The organism is Limisphaerales bacterium, assembly GCA_014382585.1.
In the GTDB taxonomy this organism is placed as follows: domain Bacteria; phylum Verrucomicrobiota; class Verrucomicrobiia; order Limisphaerales; family UBA1100; genus JACNJL01.
Genome location: JACNJL010000018.1, coordinates 42372 through 58829 on the forward strand (window position 1 = coordinate 42372; position 16458 = coordinate 58829).

Genomic DNA, 16458 nt, shown 5'->3' on the forward strand with positions numbered 1-16458 from the left:
CGGTGCTTTCAAATAAATCGTTTATCTGTCAATTTCTCCGACCCATGAATTCGATGACCGGCTATGGACGCGGCGAATCGTCGCGCGATGGCGCAAAGCTCACAGTAGAAATCAGCACGGTAAACCGCAAGCAGGCGGAATTATCGTTATACCTGCCTCGGGAACTGGATGCCTTAGAAAACCGGGCACGCGATGAAATTAACTCGCGCATTTCCCGCGGACGCATCGTGGCGCGGGTGGGCTTGTCGACCACGGACGGGAATGGGACGGAGGTGAAACTCGATGCCAACCTCGCAAAACGTTTCGCCCGCGAATATCGAAAACTTGCCAAGGAGCTGAAGTTGAAAGACGACCTTGGCATCGACACGATTTTACGCGCCCCCGGTGTGTTGAAACAATGTGATGAGGCGCTGGACGTTGAGAAAGTGTGGCCCACGTTACGAAAGGCACTGCGCGATGCATTGGCGGATTTGCTTTCGATGCGCACCCGCGAGGGAGCAAATCTTAAAAAAGATTTACAGCAACGTATTGGCACCATGCAAAAGGCGGTGAAGAAAATTGCAAAGCAGGCACCGTCTACCGTGAAACGGCATCGCGAGCAATTACACGAGCGCCTGATTTCCGCCGGGCTGGAATTGGGCAAGGGCGATGACGAGCGGTTGCTCAAAGAAGTGGCGATGTTTGCGGACAGGATAGATATCACGGAGGAACTCACGCGGCTGGAAAGTCACTTTGGGCAGTTCAACGATTGCGCAAAAACAAAAGGGCCGGTGGGTCGCACCCTTGATTTTCTTTCACAGGAAATGAATCGGGAAATTAACACAATCGGTTCGAAGGGGAATGATGCGGCCATTTCAAAGATGGTAGTGACGCTGAAAAGTGAGTTGGAAAAATTTCGTGAGCAGGTGCAAAACGTGGAGTGATGAGGGGTGACAGTCAATCCCAGCCGATTTTGTGGGTGCTCTCCGGTCCATCGGGAGTAGGGAAAACAACCGTCGCACTGCGGTTGCTGGCGGAGAACCCTTCGCTCGTCCGCGTGGTAACCTGTACCACTCGCGCCCCCCGCAAAGGCGAAGTGGACGGTGAGGCATATCATTTTTTGAGTGAGACGGAATTCACTCAAGGGGTGGATGCGGGCGAATTTTTGGAACACGCCGAAGTGTATGGCCAAAGATATGGCACGATGAAATCTGCGGTGACCGAAGCACTCGCCGCAGGGAAGGATGTGCTGGTGGTAAATGATGTGCAAGGCGCGCTGACGTTTACTGAAATGGCGCGACGGGATGAAGGTTTGGCAAAGGCCTTGAGCACCATTTTTATTGTAGCCGAAAATACGGCAGCGTTGAGGGCGCGTTTGGAAATGCGCGGTGAGGATGCGCCTGCAGTGATTGCCGGACGACTGGCCGTTGCAGATGCGGAGATGGCGCAGCAGGATCAATTTGACCACGTCGTGGTGAGCGGCACACGCGAGGAGGATGCTGCGGCGGTGCAGGAAATTTTTGCAAACGCAAAATAATGGCAAAACGTAAAATAATCGCACTTGGGGTAACGGGCTCCATTGCTGCCCACAAAGCGGTGGATGTGTGCAGTTCGCTGGCAAAAGGCGGGGCGGATGTGCACGTGGTGATGACCCGGGATGCGCAGGAATTTGTGACGCCGTTGCCATTCAAAACGCTTTCGCGCAATCCGGTGATCACCAGCCTTTATGATGAGGAAGAGGGCTGGCAGCCGGCGCACATTCGTCTGGCGGATGAGGCGGATTTGCTGATCATCGCCCCGGCCACGGCTAATTGCCTTGCCAAGCTTGCTCATGGGCAGGCGGATGACGCACTGGGCTGCATCGCGTTGGCATTGAACCCTGATGCAAAATTGATGATCGCGCCGGCGATGAACGGAAAAATGTGGAGCCATCCGGCCACGCAGGCAAATGTGGCGTTATTGCGGGATCGAGGTGCGCAATTCATCGGCCCGGCCGAGGGCGAACTGGCGTGTGGCTACGAGGGACTTGGCCGGTTGGAATCTGCCGAATTAATTGTCGGAGCGGCCTTGCAGTGGGTGGGGCTTTCATCTTAGAAACTTCATTTCCCGATGCCAGCCATTAAAAAAATCCGTCACTTTTTCAAGCTCGTGAGCACCTCGTCTATTGATCAGGACGAGCAATACTCGCGGTTGAAATTGATGGAACGCGACCTCGGCGTGCCGATTAAAATTTTTGTGTTAGCCATCACAGCGTATTTCCTGTTTTTCACTGACGAGTTCAAAGGGACGCAGTGGCTGGATGTGGCGCTGGAACCGGTTCAGGAATTTTTCATGGGGTATGTGCTTGTCAATGTTGGGGCGATTGCTTTCCTGTTGTTTTTCAACCGCTGGCCGTTGCGTGTGGTGCATTGGGTGACGTTGGTGATGAATTTTGTGGATGCCCTGGTGGTGTCAGCATTGGTGGTCATCACCGGCGGGCTTGATAGTATGGTCTATTATGTTTTCGTGGTGCTCATTATTCGGAACGCAGTTAGCGTTCCGATTCCGGCAACCCAGATTTCGATCAATCTGCTGACGACGGCAGGATATGCGGCAGCCATTTTTATCTGGAAAGGTTGGTTCTCACAGGTCACGGGATTGGATGATGATTTGAGCGGAGCATTTCCTGGCCCGGCGACCGTAGAGCAGGTTGCTCAGGCAAATACGTTGGAGCAGGATCAATATGAAAGCGCCTTGTTTGTAATCCGGGTTTTCTTTTTGGTGTTGATGACGGCGCTGTGTTATGGGGTGCAGGTGTTGTTTGATCGTGACCAAATTTCGCAGCGGGAGTCGCGGGAGTACACGCTGCGCCGTGAGCAATTACGATCCACCGGGCGCTTGGCGGCGGAGATTGCGCACCGACTCAAGAATCCTCTTTCGATTATCAATAACGCGGCGTTCTCCATGCAGCGTCATTCGGCGGGACAGGATGAAAATGCAGCCAAGCAATTGGGCATGATTCGGAGCGAGGTTGATCGATCGGACCGGATCCTGACGGAGTTGATGGGGTATGCGCGACTTTCGGAAGGGCGCGTGGAGCGGCTCAAGGTGAAGGATGAAATAAGGGTGTCGATTGAGGACGTCTTCCCGAAGGTTTCCAATTTTGAAATCACGGTCAACCAACGGATATCAGATGCGCTTCCACCACTGATGATGCAGCGCGCTCATTTGCGGGAAATTCTGGTGAATGTCTTGGTGAATGCCAGAGAATCTACATCCAAGGGCGGTAGCGTTGATGTTTCGTGCCAACCTTTGGCGAATTATGAAATTGAAATTCGGGTCAAGGACAGCGGGCCGGGAGTACCGGAAGATCAGATCGAACGGATTTTTGAGGCATATTTCACCACCAAAGAAAAGGGAACAGGCCTCGGACTTTCGATTGTGAAACAAAACACCGAGCTATATGGGGGCAAAATTCACGTTGAATCGGTGCTTGGAACCGGAACGGAATTCATTCTAACCTTTCCCACCCGAGCCCTTTAAAGCCACTGAGTTATGAAACCCGACCTCCCCCCAGTCCTAGTGGTTGATGATGAGCCGAACATGCGCGAAACCGTGCGTGAAATGCTCAACGACGATGGCTTTGCCGTGGAGCTGGCCGAATCCGCCGAACAAGCGCTCGAGATGATGGCCGCCCCCGGCGCGGAATTTTTCATGGTGATTACCGATGGACGGCTCGGCGGCATGAGTGGCTACGATCTCATCCGGAAAATGGCTCAGGATTTCCCCAAACTCCAGGTCATCCTGATCACCGCTTTTGCCACCCCAAAACTTGCAGTGGAGGCCATTCAGGCCGGTGCGGCGGATTATCTTTCGAAACCGTTTGCTCCCGAAGAATTACTGCACGCGGTCGATCGTTGCCGCGATCATTTTGAGCTGACTGCTGAAAATAAAACCCTGCGCGCGCGTTCCCGGGGCAGTGAGGTTTACGAAGTACAACAAATTATCGGCGAATCGCCCCAAATGATCGAGCTGCGTCAGTTTATCCAAACCGTGGGCCCCACCGATTCCACAGTACTTATTCTTGGCGAAAGCGGCACTGGAAAAGAACTGGTGGCCGGATCCATTCACAACCTCAGCCGCCGCACAGATAAACATTACATCCGCCTCAATTGCGCCGCCATTCCTGAAACGCTTTTGGAGAGCGAATTGTTTGGTCACGAAAAAGGCGCATTCACCGGCGCCCTGCGCACCAAGCCCGGCCGGGTAGAAGAGGCGAATGGTGGGACGATTTTTCTCGATGAAATCGGCGACATGAGCCGCCCCCTGCAGGCGAAGTTGCTTCGGTTTCTCGAGGATGGTTCGTTCACGCGCGTGGGGGGCAATGAGGAAAAGCGCGTTGATGTGCGGATCATTTCTGCGACCAATCGCGACATTGTGACAGCCATCAAAGACAATGAATTTCGCGAAGATTTATATCATCGTCTCAACGTGATGAAATTCCGTCCGCCCCCCTTACGCGATCGCGGCGATGATGTCGTGCAATTGGCGGAATTTTTCCTCAATCAACATTGTCAAAACTTGGGTCGGAGCAAGTTGGGACTTTCTAAAGAGGCATCACAAAAACTGATGAGGCACAATTGGCCCGGCAATGTGCGCGAATTACGCAACGTCATGGAACGCGCCGCCATTCTGGAGCAAACAGACGAGGTGCTGAATTCCAGCCTGCCGGATTTCGAAATGGAAATGCGCCTGCGACAATCTGATGATAGCGGGGCGGAGATCAATCTTGAAGCAGGCTTTGCCGAAGCGGTGGCTGAATTTGAGCGCCGAATGATCACCGCCGCTCTTGAGCGGAATCAATACAACATGAATCGCAGCGCTGAGATGTTGAAAATGACCCGTCATTCTCTCCGCTATCGGATGCAGCAACTCGGTCTCTCCATGTCCGGCGGTACTAGCGGTGACGACGGCGACAGCGAATAATCCTGCCGCCTTGGAAGCCAGCCGCGCCATCACGCGCCGCAGTGCTTCGAATTTGGCGCTTTCCTTTGTGGCACTCGACAAGCGTCGCCGCAACGCGATGAGTGCCCTATACGCATTCTGTCGGCAGGTTGATGATGTTGCTGATGATGAAACCCAACCCCGCGAACAGCGCGCTGCCACCTTGCAGGATTGGCGCGAAGATATCCGCCGCGCTTGCGAAGGCGGTCAGCCGCGTACCCAAGTCAATCAGGCGCTGCAGCCGGTTATCGAACAATACGCCCTCAAGTTTGAATATTTTGACGAGCTCATTCGCGGCATGGAAATGGATCTTGCGCAGGATCGTTTTGAGACTCGCGAAGAATTGGATTGCTATTGTTATCGCGCCGCTTCCGTGGTCGGCCTGTTGAGCATCGAAATTTTTGGCTATCGCAACGACGCCTGCCAGCAATATGCCGTGCACCTTGGCAAAGCCCTGCAGCTGACCAACATTCTCCGCGACGTCGGCAATGATGCCGCGCGTGGTCGCATTTACCTTCCTGTTTCTGATATGGAGAAATACGGCGTGGATCCACAATCTTTGCTGGACTTAAAATACTCCGCCGCCTTTCACAACCTCGCCGCGGCCACCGCCGTGCGGGCGCGCAGCCATTACCAAATGGCGTCTGAATTATTACCCGCAGCCGATCGGCGCGCCATGGTGGCTGCCGAGGCGATGGGGGCGGTGTACTGGCGATTGCTGCGGCGGATGGAAAACAATAAATTCCGTGTCTTCGGGCCGCGCCCCACGCGGCTTGGCCGGGTTCACAAGCTGGCGCTCGTCTTCGGTACGTGGTGGCGCATCAAGACCGGCTCCAACCGTCCCAATTATGGCTGCGGTTGATTTGGGAACAGTTTTCCACTAACCTCATCCCGTGCACATTCAGTTCACCAAAATGAATGGGGCGGGAAATGACTTCGTGCTGATCGATAATCGCGATGGCGCGATTTCGCTTGGGCGTGAACAAATCGCCAAACTCTGCCATCGCCAGCGCGGCGTGGGAGCCGATGGATTAATCCTCCTCAAAAATGCCGAGGGCGAGGGCGATTGGGCTTGGGATTTTTATAATGCCGACGGCAGCGACGCTGAGATGTGCGGCAATGGTGCGCGTTGTTTTGCCAGTTACATTCAACACTCGATAGGCGGCGATGGCGAGTTGAGTTTTGAAACCGCATGCGGCCTTGTGCGCGCCACTGTTGACGATACCACCGTAACGGTGACTCTGACCGACCCCACCCACCTCGCACTGAACGAAACGATTAGGACCCAAGCCGGCGAACAAACCATCCATTCTCTCAACACCGGTGTCCCGCACGCGGTGCTGTTTGTGGACAATGCTGATGCCGCGATGGTGGATCGCATGGGAGAAGAGATTCGTTTCCACGATCATTTCGCGCCCGCAGGCACGAATGTGAATTTTGTGCAAATCTTGTCGCCCGGTCAAATCCGTGTGCGCACCTACGAGCGCGGTGTGGGTGAAACCCTCGCCTGCGGTACCGGCGTAAGCGCTGGAGCCATCATCACCGCTTATCTCAACGATTGGGCGCCGACCGTGCAAGTGACAGTCCTCGGCGGCGACACCCTAACCGTAGATTTCCACGGCGATGGTGAAACATTCTCAAACGTTAAACTCACCGGCCCTGCGCAATTTGTGTTTGAAGGAACAGCGGCAGTTTAGGAAGGGAAGGGTTGGGTTTACCTTACCAATTCCCTTGAATCTACCCCGTTCCGCCTGCTAGCTTACACCACGCAATGTTTACCGGAGTTTATACCGCACTCGTCACGCCCTTCAAGAAAGGGTGCCTAGATGAGACTGCATTGAAAAAACTTGTTGAGCTGCAGGTGAAATGTGGAGTGGATGGTATTGTGCCCGTGGGGACCACCGGCGAATCGCCCACAGTCGATTTTGAAGAGCATGTGCGGATCATTGAATTGGCAGTTTATTACGCGAAGGGCCGGTGCAAAATCATCGCCGGCAGTGGCGCAAATTCCACCGAGGAAGCCGTGTATCTCACCAAATCTGCCGAGTATGCCGGTGCGGATGGCTCACTGCAAGTGTGCCCCTATTACAACAAGCCTTCGCAGGACGGCCTTTACGCGCACTTCAGCGAGATTGCCAAATCCACCAATTTACCCATCATACTTTACAGCATTCCCGGGCGCTGCAACGTGGAAATTGCCGTGCCCACCGTGGTACGTCTCGCGTCAGATTGTCCAAATATTGTGTGCATTAAAGAAGCTGGCGGCGACGTGGATCGCGTCAGCCAATTGCGCGCTGCCTTGCCCCGGCAATTTACCATCCTCAGTGGCGACGATGCCCTCACGCTGCCTTTCATGGCTGTCGGCGCAAAGGGGGTTATTAGTGTTTCGAGCAACTTGATTCCGAGGCAGCTCGCCAAAATGGTTCATGCTTTTCTGGAGGGAGATGCCAAAGGCGCGCTGAAGTTGCACGAAAAATATTATCCGCTCTTCAAGGATCTGTTTATCGAAACCAACCCGGTCCCCGTTAAGGCTGCGTTGGCCATGAAAGGGTTGGTCGCCGAGGAGTACCGGCTTCCATTGGTTAAAATGAATCCTGAACACCGCCGCAAATTGCGTGCCACGCTTAAGGCAACGGGTGTGCTCAAGTAACATGGTCAAAATCATAATTCACGGTTCCAAAGGGCGAATGGGCCAAATGCTAATCGCGTGCGGGGAATCGATGGACGGCATCGAGATCGTCGCAGGCGTGGACGAAGGCGATGACTTATCCGCCCTCATCGCCGACTGCGATGCGGTGATCGATTTTAGTCTCCACAGCGCCAGCGCTGGATGCGCAATGCTCTGCGCCAAGCATGACAAAGCGTTTGTCATCGGCACCACCGGTCACTCTGATGCGGAGAAATCTGAAATCCTTAATCACCAATCAGAAATCCCGATTGTCTGGGCCAGTAATTATTCAACCGGGGTGAACACGCTTTTCTGGCTCACAAAAAAGGCCACTGAAATCCTCGGGCCGAATTTTGATTTGGAAGTGGTGGAGATGCATCACCGCCACAAAGTCGATGCCCCCAGTGGCACGGCCACGACACTCGGCGAAATTCTGCTCGAAGTTCGTAATCAACAAAACGACGCACTGCGTCACGGTCGCGAAGGAATCGTGGGTGCGCGGACGAACGAGGAAATTGGGATTCACAGCCTGCGCGGTGGCGACGTGGTGGGAGATCACACGGTTATTTATGCCGGTGCCGGTGAACGCCTCGAGCTCACTCATAAAGCGGCCAGCCGCGAAACCTTTGCCAACGGAGCCCTTCGCGCCGCACAATGGGCCGTCCAGCAATCGCCCGGCCTTTATGATATGCAGAATGTGTTAGGCTTGGAATGAATCCCGATCCGATTTGTCTCATCGCCATCGGTTCCAATCTGGGTGACTCGGTTGCCAATATTCAGCGCGCTTTCGAAGAACTCCAAAACATTTCCGCCTTCCAAATTCAAAAATCCTCACTATGGCGCAGCACGCCAGTCGATTGCCCGCCCGACTCACCTGATTTTATCAACGCCGCCGCCGCCTTTGAGCCATTGGAAAACGAGACGGCGGAATCGCTCCTTACCAAACTTCAACAACTCGAATCCAAGTTTGGCCGCCGACCTAAAGCGATCTTGAATGAAGCGCGTTCTCTCGACCTTGATCTCATCGCCTTCAAAAATGAAACTCGCAACACACAATTCCTGGCTCTTCCACACCCACGCTTCCATCAACGACGATTCGTGCTTGCGCCCCTGAATGAACTTGCGCCTCAGATGGTTCTACCCGGCCAAACTCAAACCGTAGGTCAACTCCTCGAAGCGCTCGACACGGACGAATCCGTTACGCTAATCTCGACCGATGGCTAATGACCCAACGTCCGTCCCGCGCCGTTGGTATCAATCCTTGGGGCCGGGGCTCATCACCGCCTGCGTGGTTATCGGTCCGGGCAGCATTCTCACCAGTTCCAAAGCAGGTGCCGCAAACGGGTACACGCTGAGCTGGGTCATCGCCGCTGCGGCTCTCTTCATGCTGGCCTTTACCACCATGGCCGTGCGACTGGGGGTCGTGGCTGCCGATTCACCGGGAACCCTGCTCGCACGCAGTGTCGGCCGATGGTTGGCAGTGTTGATCGGCGTTTCAGTGTTTTTTATCGCTTCAGCATTTCAATTCGGAAACAACCTCGGCGCTCACACCGCAATCAACACTTATCTTGAATCTGATTATTTGATCATCGTCTTCAATGCTGCTGCGATTGCATTTTTGTTTTGTTTCAAAAACCTTTATCGGGCTCTAGAAAAATTAATGATGGTGTTTGTGGGCGTGATGTTGATCGCATTCACAGCCAATTTATTTTTTGCCAAACCCGCTGCATCGGAGTGGGCGCGAGGATTTGTTCCACGCGCTGTCGGTGAACTGGATTGGGTGGTACTTGGTTTGGTGGGGACGACTTTTGCAATCGCCGCGGCGTATTTTCAAATTTATCTCGTACGCCAAAAGGGCGTAAGCCGGGATGGCTTGGCGGGAAGTTTGCTCGATTCGCGCGTGGGTGTGGTGATTATCGGATTAGTTACATTGATGATCATGGGCACGGCTGCCTCGGTCTTGCGCGGCAAAGAACTTCAGGACGCCGGTGATGTGGCCCGCCAATTGCAGCCGCTCTTTGGCGACTGGGGGAAGGGCCTGTTTTGTCTCGGATTATTTTCCGGCGCGTATTCTTCGTTTCTGATTAACTCAATGGTCGGTGGCTTTGTGCTTTCCGACGGCCTCGGCCTGGGCAGTGCGCCCGGAGATAAATGGCCGCGCTACCTCACGGCTGTGGTTTTGCTCGTTGGGATGGGGATGGCATTGTTTGTGGTTCGCACCGGCGCCCGACCCGTGGCTGCGATCGTGATGGCTCAGGCAGTCACTGTAATCGTCGCACCGCTGTTGGCCGGAGTTCTGTTGTGGTTTTGCAATCAGGAAAAATTTATGGGCAATCAACGCAACGGCTGGCTCTTGAATCTGCTCGGCGGGCTTGGATTTATCATCCTGCTCGCAATGGCCTGGAACACAGCGTTCAACAAAGTTTGGCCCAAGATCAGCGCCTTAACCAATTGAACCCAGCAATTTCCGCTTGTCGTCGCTTTGCCTTTGCGTGAATGGTGGCGCGTGCCTGTCGTGAAAATAACCCCCGACATCATCCGTCAAATGAAAAGCCGCGAGCCCATCGCGGCGCTGACGGCCTATGATTATTCCATGGCCAAACTGCTCGACCGATGCGGCGTGCCGTTACTGTTGGTGGGTGATTCGCTCGGCATGATTGCCCTGGGATTGCCTGATACCACCGGCGTGACCATGGAAGATATGCTCCATCACACCCGCGCGGCAGCCCGCGCACAGCCTCGAGCGTTGTTGGCGGCTGACTTGCCCGCAGGCAGTTATGCCACGCCCGAAGCAGCTCTGGCCAATGCCCGCCGATTGATGGAGAGCGGCGCAGAGGCAGTGAAAGCAGAGGGTGGTTTGAGCATCGACGCCCAAGTGCGTGCCATTGTGGCTGATGGCATTCCCTTTCTCGGTCACTTAGGAATGCTGCCACAAAACGTGCAAGCCGAAGGCGGCTACAAAATCAAAGGCCGCAGTGCGGAGGAACAATCGGCGTTGCGGGCCGATGCAGCAGCATTGGTCGATGCAGGCGCGTTTGGCATTGTATTGGAATTGGTGGAGGCGGAGCTTGCTGCAGAATTGACTTCCACGCTAACCATCCCGACCATTGGAATCGCCTCCGGCACCGGATGCGACGGGCAAATTTTGGTGACCACCGATCTATGGGCCACATCGCCGGACTTCATCCCGCGCCACGCCCAGCCCAACAAACAGGTGAAATTGGAAATGGAAAAGACGATTGAAAATTGGATGAACCAATTATAATCACAGAACGATCAGAAGGAAATCTTCGTGCACCTGTGATGAAAATGAAAAAACTAACTCACATTGACGCAAAAGGCGAAGCCAGAATGGTGGACGTTTCCGCCAAGCCGGCGCAGCATCGCAGCGCTACTGCGCGCGGCGAGATTCGGATGGCGAAAGAAACGCTTGCTCTAATTCGTCGGGACAAGATTGCCAAAGGCAACGTGCTGGCCACCGCGCGCATCGCAGGCATCCAAGCCGCCAAACGTACGGGTGATTTGATTCCGATGTGTCATCCATTGCCAATCAATCATTGCGAAGTGGAATTCACATTTCCGAAAACGGGCAACGCAATCCTTATCAGCGCCACGGCAAAGGTGACGGCACAAACGGGCGTTGAAATGGAGGCCCTCACGGCGGTAAACCTCGCCGCATTAACCATTTATGATATGTGCAAGGCGGTTGATAAAAAAATGCGTATCACCAATGTAAAACTGGTTTCAAAAACAAAACGATGAATATACAGGTGGGAATTATCACCGTGTCCGACCGTGCCGCGGCGGGCGAATACAAAAACCTCGGCGGCCCGCTTCTGGCCAAGGCCGCCGATGGTTACGGCTGGGCGGTGCTTGCCGAGGCGGTAGTGCGCGATGAGGTGGAACAAATCCAACGCGCCATCCGCGAACAAATCGCAAAGGGCTGCCATCTCGTGCTTACCACCGGCGGTACCGGTGTGGCGCCGCGTGATGTCACCCCCGAGGCCGTGCGGGAAATTGCCGATCGCGAATTGCCCGGCTTTGGCGAAGTGATGCGGATGGAATCAATGAAAATCACCGAGAACGCAATCCTCTCCCGTAGCCTCGCGGTTGCGGTGGGTAATGCGTTAGTAATTTGTTTGCCCGGAAAACCAAAGGGCGCGGTCGAATGCCTCGGTTTTGTCGTTGGGGCGATCCCGCATTGCGTGGAAGTCGTAGCGGGTGTTCCAACAAGTTGCTGATGGTTGATTCCGGCATCCAATTTTATAATCGTTACACCGACACGGTGGAGAACGAAGTTGTCTACGGCGAGCGATGGCTGCGTTGGATCCTATTTAATCCGTTCGGCCAAATCGCATTGCACGCGGTGGCAAAGCGCGCGTGGTTTTCGCGATGGTATGGCTGGCGAATGAGCTGCGCGGGCAGCGCCTCGCGCGTGAAACCATTCATCGAGCAATACGGAATCGCTGAAGGCGAGCACGTCAAGGCGGCGGATGAGTTTACCTCGTTTAACGATTTCTTTTATCGCAAACTTAAGCCCGGGGCGCGACCAGTGGATGCGGCGGGTGACTCCGTGGTGTTTCCCGCAGACGGGCGTCATCTTGGGTTCGCAAAGGCCTCGGAGGTGGAAGGTGTGTTTGTGAAAGGGCAACAATTTGATTTGCCGCGCCTTTTGGGAGATGCCTCGCTGGTCAAGCGATTTGCTGATGGCGCGGCGGTGTTTTCGCGGTTGTGTCCGGTGGATTATCATCGTTTTCATTTCCCTGTGGCGGGCGTCCCGCAAGAGGCGCGCTTGATCAATGGCCCTTTATATTCTGTGAATCCGCTGGCCCTGCGTGATCGTCTGGCGATCCTCTGGGAAAACAAACGATTCATTACTGAAATCAAAACGGAAAAAAATGGAAGCGTGCTGACGATCGAAATCGGTGCGACAAACGTGGGCAGCGTCAATCACACATTCGTGCCCTTGCGCGCGGTATCAAAAGGTGAAGAGAAAGGGTGTTTCGCCTTTGGTGGTTCGGCGACGTTTACAATTTTTGAGCCGGGCCGCGTGGAGCTGGCGGCCGATTTGCTGGAGCATTCGGCCCAAAGACGTGAGGTTTACGCCAAAGTAGGTGATCGAATGGGGTCGTTCCGGTCTTGATTAACCGGGGGTGCAGCAGATAATCGCGCCAGAGAATTTATGAGAACCTTTGTTTATTTAATGTCCACGTGCAGCTTGATGTGCGCTGCAGATTATCGGCCCGGACCGAACGCACAACGTCAGGAGGGCGTGCCGAGCGGTAAAGTAATCCAAGGCGAATGGAATCATTGCAAGGCATTCCCGGGCACAACACGTTCGTATTGGGTGTACATTCCGGCACAGTACAATCCAAAGCAGCCAGCAAACCTGATGGTGTTTCAGGATGGCGGCGGGTTTGTCCGTGAGAATGGCCACACGCGTGTGCCGATTGTGTTCGACAATCTCATTCACAAAAAAGAATTACCGGTGACGATCGGACTCTTTGTCAATCCGGGCACCGTGCCGCCCAGCGAGGCGGGAAATCAACCGCGGCGCAATCGGGCGTTTGAATACGACACGGTGAGTGTCGACTACGCCAATTTTATCATCGATGAACTCTGGCCGGTGGTTGCGAAAATGCATAGCCTAAAGATTGCGAAAAATCCACGTTCGCGGGCAATTTGCGGAAACAGCTCCGGCGGCATCGCAGCATTCACCGCGGCGTGGTTTCGGCCGGATTTCTTTGGCGGCGTGATCAGTCATGTCGGGAGTTTTACAAATATCCGCGGGGGTTATGTCTACCCCGCGCTAATTCGTAAGACCGAGCGGAAAAACATCCGCGTATTGCTGGCGGAAGGTCGAAATGATTTGGATAATTTGCATGGGCATTGGCCGCTCTCGAATGCACAAATGTCAGCGGCGCTCCGGTTCAAAGGCTACGAGCATAAGATGGTTTGGGGAGAGGATGGCCATAGCGGTCGGCACGGCGGCTCAATTTTCCCGCAATCAGTGAAGTGGATTTTCAGCGATGCAAAAAATGAAGCAATTGAAAAACCACAGCCAAAAATACCTGAATACAAGTACACAAAGGATTCGGAACGTCAAAGAGATGTGCCGCGCGGCAAGGTGACAGAGCATCTTCTTGAGAGTAAAATTTTCAAAGATACTCGACGCGAGTATTTCGTGTACGTGCCCGCGCAGTACCGGGCCGAGCAACCCGCGTGTGTGATGGTGTTTCAGGATGGCCATGCGTATGTGAACGAAAAGGGTGATGTGCGTGCGTCGATTGTATTCGACAATCTCATTCATAAAAAAGAAATGCCGGTAACGATTGGTGTCTTTGTGAATCCAGGGCATCGCGGGAAGGAGTTTCCAGAAAATCGATGGCGTGCAAATAATCGGAGCTTTGAATACGATTCACTTGGCGATCAGTATGCGCGTTTCGTGCTGGAGGAGTTGTTACCGGCGGTTGGCGCGAACTATAATCTTTCGGACAAGGCGGCAGACCGCGCAATCTGCGGCGCGAGCAGTGGCGGCATCTGCGCTTTCACTGTGGCGTGGGAAAGGCCGGATGCATTCAGTAAAGTGTATAGTATGATCGGCAGCTTCACGAATATTCGCGGTGGCCATGTGTATCCTAGTTGGATCCGTAAAACCGCACGCAAACCGGTAAAAGTTTTTCTGCAGGAGGGACGAAATGACATCAACAACATACATGGCCATTGGCCGCTGGCCAACGAACAGATGGCGGCTGCACTGAAGTTTATGAACTGGGACTACAAATTCGTGTACGGCGAAGACAAGCACAACCTGAAACACGGCGGTACAATTTTGCCTGACGCTTTGCGCTGGCTTTGGGCGGATCATTTGAAAGGAAAGGAATAATCAATGAGACAGTTTTTTCTGATAATCTTAATGGTCGCTGCGGTCCCACTTTTCGCACAGGACATGCCGTTGTCGCAGGTGCTGATTCCTGGTGAAAAATGGCAATTGGTAGTGGATAGATTGGGTTTTTCCGATGCGCCGACGGCGGATGATCAGGGTAATTTTTATTTCTCAGATATGCGCAGCGAGCAAGGACTTTTTCGGGTTGACGCGGCTGGAAAAGTTTCGCCTTTTCTCGAAGGCGCAACGGGAATCAGCGGAATGAAGTTTGGCCCGGACGGAAAATTATATGCCTGCCGCGGCCGCACGCGGGAGTTGATTTCTATTGATGTAATGACCCGAAAAATCACGGTGATCGCCAACGATGTGCGCCCAAATGATCTGGTGGTGACGCACAAAGGCTATTTGTATTTTACTGAGACACCCAAAAAACAAGTGACCTTCGTGAACACAAAAACCGGCGCATTGATGGCGGCTGATGTGGGGATTACCGGCCCGAATGGCATTTGTCTGTCGCCGGATCAAGGCACGCTGGCGGTTTCAGATTTCCGCGGGCAACATTGCTGGGCATTTCGCATTGAGAGTAATGGTGCATTGAATCACAAACAGCCGTACATGACGATGCGCCTTAAGCCGAACCCGAATGCGGAGCGGGGAATTTTGCCCAAGTTTAATCCATCTTGTCGCGGTGACGGAATGATCACGGATGCCTTTGGGCGCTATTACGTGACGACCGAATTGGGCGTGCAATATTTCGACCCAACCGGCCGCATCAGTGGAGTGATTCCAGGCCCGTCGGAAATCAAAGGGATGACGAGCGTGACTTTCGCCGGCCCGAAATTAAATTTCATGTACATCACTTGTTTCGATAAGATTTATCGAATGAAGACTAAGACACAAGGGGTGTTGTATCAAAACGGGCCTCAGAGTTATCCGCCAAAGAAAAAGTAGTTAGAGGTATTTCCCCAAGATTGGTTTCAATGCCCTAACTGTCTTTGCAGGCCACGCTTTCCGATCGGTCATAATCGCATTTTCCAGCGCGCTGTGGCAAGGCCAGTCGGCGGGAGTTTCGGGGATAAGGGGAATTGCATCAGCCAACACAGCCTTGGCCGTTGCGGCGTTGCGGGTGAGATTTTCGATAACCATTTCCACCGTTACGTGTGCTTCATTGGTTTTCCAGCAATCGTAATCGGTGATCATCGCCATTGTCGCGTAGGCGATTTCTGCCTCGCGCGCACACTTGGCCTCGCCGAGATTGGTCATGCCGATGACATCGTACTTGAGTTTGTGATTGGTGAGCGACTCGGCGCGCGTGCTAAAAGCGGGGCCTTCCATGTTCACATAGGTTCCGCCGTTGTGGACGCGTGCTTTGTTTCGTTTGGAAGTTTTCAGAAGCAGCTGGCGCAGCTCTTCACAAATGGGATCGGCGAAAGCTACATGGCCGGCAATGCCGTCGCCAAAGAAAGTGTGGGTGGCGGATTGTTTGGTGCGATCAAGAAATTGATCGATCAATACAATGTCGCAGGGGCGATATTTTTTCTGTAACGACCCTACCGCGCTGACGCTGATGACCCATTGCACGCCCAGCTTTTTCATGGCCCAAAGATTGGCGCGGTGATTCAGCTCGCTGGGTAGAATACGGTGTCCGCGGCCGTGGCGGGGGAGAAAAGCAATCTCGCGGCCGACGAGTTTGCCGGTGAGAAATTGGTCCGACGGTGCGCCGAACGGGGTTTTAACGCTTACCCATTTTTTATTGCAAAAGCCTTCAATGTCGTAAAGCCCGCTGCCGCCGATGATCCCGATGCGATGTTTTTGAGTTGGCATAGTCTTTTTTATCGCGTTGCGCTTTTGAATGTTGCAGGGTGAGCGCACCCTAACGAATCGAGGCGGTTCGCCGTGCCCAATGTGGTCGGTGGATGGCCTGCGAGCAAGCAGTGTTTTC

General features: G+C 53.9%; 18 protein-coding genes. 17 read left to right on the plus strand and 1 reads right to left on the minus strand.

The features are described from left to right. The first annotated feature begins 44 nt into the window (after window positions 1–44). The 17 genes from H8E27_01380 (at window position 45) to H8E27_01460 (ending at window position 15467) form a co-directional block, all read left to right on the plus strand. Window positions 45–923, plus strand: a complete 879-nt coding sequence (locus H8E27_01380; protein ID MBC8324265.1) for a YicC family protein — start codon at window positions 45–47, stop codon at window positions 921–923. Then, the gene (gene gmk, locus H8E27_01385) at window positions 923–1516 is read left to right on the plus strand and encodes a guanylate kinase (protein ID MBC8324266.1); all 594 of its coding nucleotides are present in this window, start codon (window positions 923–925) and stop codon (window positions 1514–1516) included. The genes H8E27_01380 and gmk overlap by 1 nt, the downstream gene beginning before the upstream one ends. Next, window positions 1516–2073 (plus strand): phosphopantothenoylcysteine decarboxylase, encoded by a 558-nt coding sequence (locus H8E27_01390; protein MBC8324267.1) that lies wholly within the window; start codon window positions 1516–1518, stop codon window positions 2071–2073. Before gmk ends, H8E27_01390 begins: the two co-directional genes overlap by 1 nt. 15 nt (window positions 2074–2088) lie before the next feature. Beyond that, window positions 2089–3501, plus strand: a complete 1413-nt coding sequence (locus tag H8E27_01395; GenBank protein MBC8324268.1) for a hypothetical protein — start codon at window positions 2089–2091, stop codon at window positions 3499–3501. A 12-nt stretch (window positions 3502–3513) separates the two neighbouring features. Continuing rightward, window positions 3514–4944 carry a sigma-54-dependent Fis family transcriptional regulator gene (locus tag H8E27_01400; protein ID MBC8324269.1) on the plus strand — a complete coding sequence of 477 codons (1431 nt, stop codon included), beginning with the start codon at window positions 3514–3516 and terminating at the stop codon, window positions 4942–4944. Continuing rightward, a complete protein-coding gene (gene hpnD, locus H8E27_01405; protein ID MBC8324270.1) occupies window positions 4922–5824 on the plus strand; it encodes a presqualene diphosphate synthase HpnD in 903 nt (300 codons plus the stop codon). The genes H8E27_01400 and hpnD overlap by 23 nt, the downstream gene beginning before the upstream one ends. Window positions 5825–5876: 52 nt before the next feature. After that, complete coding sequence (locus H8E27_01410; protein MBC8324271.1) at window positions 5877–6659, plus strand: diaminopimelate epimerase; 783 nt, start codon at window positions 5877–5879, stop codon at window positions 6657–6659. Window positions 6660–6733: 74 nt separating this feature from the next. Then, on the plus strand, window positions 6734–7612 hold the full coding sequence (locus H8E27_01415; GenBank protein MBC8324272.1) for a 4-hydroxy-tetrahydrodipicolinate synthase: 879 nt from the start codon (window positions 6734–6736) through the stop codon (window positions 7610–7612). A gap of 1 nt (window position 7613) precedes the next feature. Next, the gene (locus tag H8E27_01420; protein MBC8324273.1) at window positions 7614–8345 is read left to right on the plus strand and encodes a 4-hydroxy-tetrahydrodipicolinate reductase; all 732 of its coding nucleotides are present in this window, start codon (window positions 7614–7616) and stop codon (window positions 8343–8345) included. Beyond that, window positions 8342–8854 carry a 2-amino-4-hydroxy-6-hydroxymethyldihydropteridine diphosphokinase gene (folK, locus tag H8E27_01425; GenBank protein MBC8324274.1) on the plus strand — a complete coding sequence of 171 codons (513 nt, stop codon included), beginning with the start codon at window positions 8342–8344 and terminating at the stop codon, window positions 8852–8854. Before H8E27_01420 ends, folK begins: the two co-directional genes overlap by 4 nt. Next, window positions 8847–10085, plus strand: coding sequence for an Nramp family divalent metal transporter (locus tag H8E27_01430; GenBank protein ID MBC8324275.1), 1239 nt, complete (start codon window positions 8847–8849; stop codon window positions 10083–10085). Before folK ends, H8E27_01430 begins: the two co-directional genes overlap by 8 nt. Window positions 10086–10136: 51 nt before the next feature. Further along, window positions 10137–10895 carry a 3-methyl-2-oxobutanoate hydroxymethyltransferase gene (panB, locus tag H8E27_01435; GenBank protein ID MBC8324276.1) on the plus strand — a complete coding sequence of 253 codons (759 nt, stop codon included), beginning with the start codon at window positions 10137–10139 and terminating at the stop codon, window positions 10893–10895. A 44-nt stretch (window positions 10896–10939) separates the two neighbouring features. Beyond that, the gene (gene moaC, locus H8E27_01440) at window positions 10940–11392 is read left to right on the plus strand and encodes a cyclic pyranopterin monophosphate synthase MoaC (GenBank protein MBC8324277.1); all 453 of its coding nucleotides are present in this window, start codon (window positions 10940–10942) and stop codon (window positions 11390–11392) included. Next, window positions 11389–11871, plus strand: coding sequence for a MogA/MoaB family molybdenum cofactor biosynthesis protein (locus tag H8E27_01445; protein ID MBC8324278.1), 483 nt, complete (start codon window positions 11389–11391; stop codon window positions 11869–11871). Before moaC ends, H8E27_01445 begins: the two co-directional genes overlap by 4 nt. Then, window positions 11871–12773 carry a phosphatidylserine decarboxylase gene (psd, locus tag H8E27_01450; GenBank protein ID MBC8324279.1) on the plus strand — a complete coding sequence of 301 codons (903 nt, stop codon included), beginning with the start codon at window positions 11871–11873 and terminating at the stop codon, window positions 12771–12773. Before H8E27_01445 ends, psd begins: the two co-directional genes overlap by 1 nt. Before the next feature lie 807 nt (window positions 12774–13580). Next, window positions 13581–14516 carry an esterase family protein gene (locus tag H8E27_01455; protein ID MBC8324280.1) on the plus strand — a complete coding sequence of 312 codons (936 nt, stop codon included), beginning with the start codon at window positions 13581–13583 and terminating at the stop codon, window positions 14514–14516. Window positions 14517–14546: 30 nt separating this feature from the next. Further along, entirely contained in the window at window positions 14547–15467 is a 921-nt protein-coding gene (locus tag H8E27_01460; protein ID MBC8324281.1) for an SMP-30/gluconolactonase/LRE family protein, read from the plus strand. Here the strand turns inward: H8E27_01460 and mtnP are convergent, their stop codons facing one another. Beyond that, window positions 15468–16340, minus strand: a complete 873-nt coding sequence (gene mtnP, locus H8E27_01465; GenBank protein MBC8324282.1) for an S-methyl-5'-thioadenosine phosphorylase — start codon at window positions 16338–16340, stop codon at window positions 15468–15470. Between the last annotated feature and the right edge of the window lie 118 nt (window positions 16341–16458).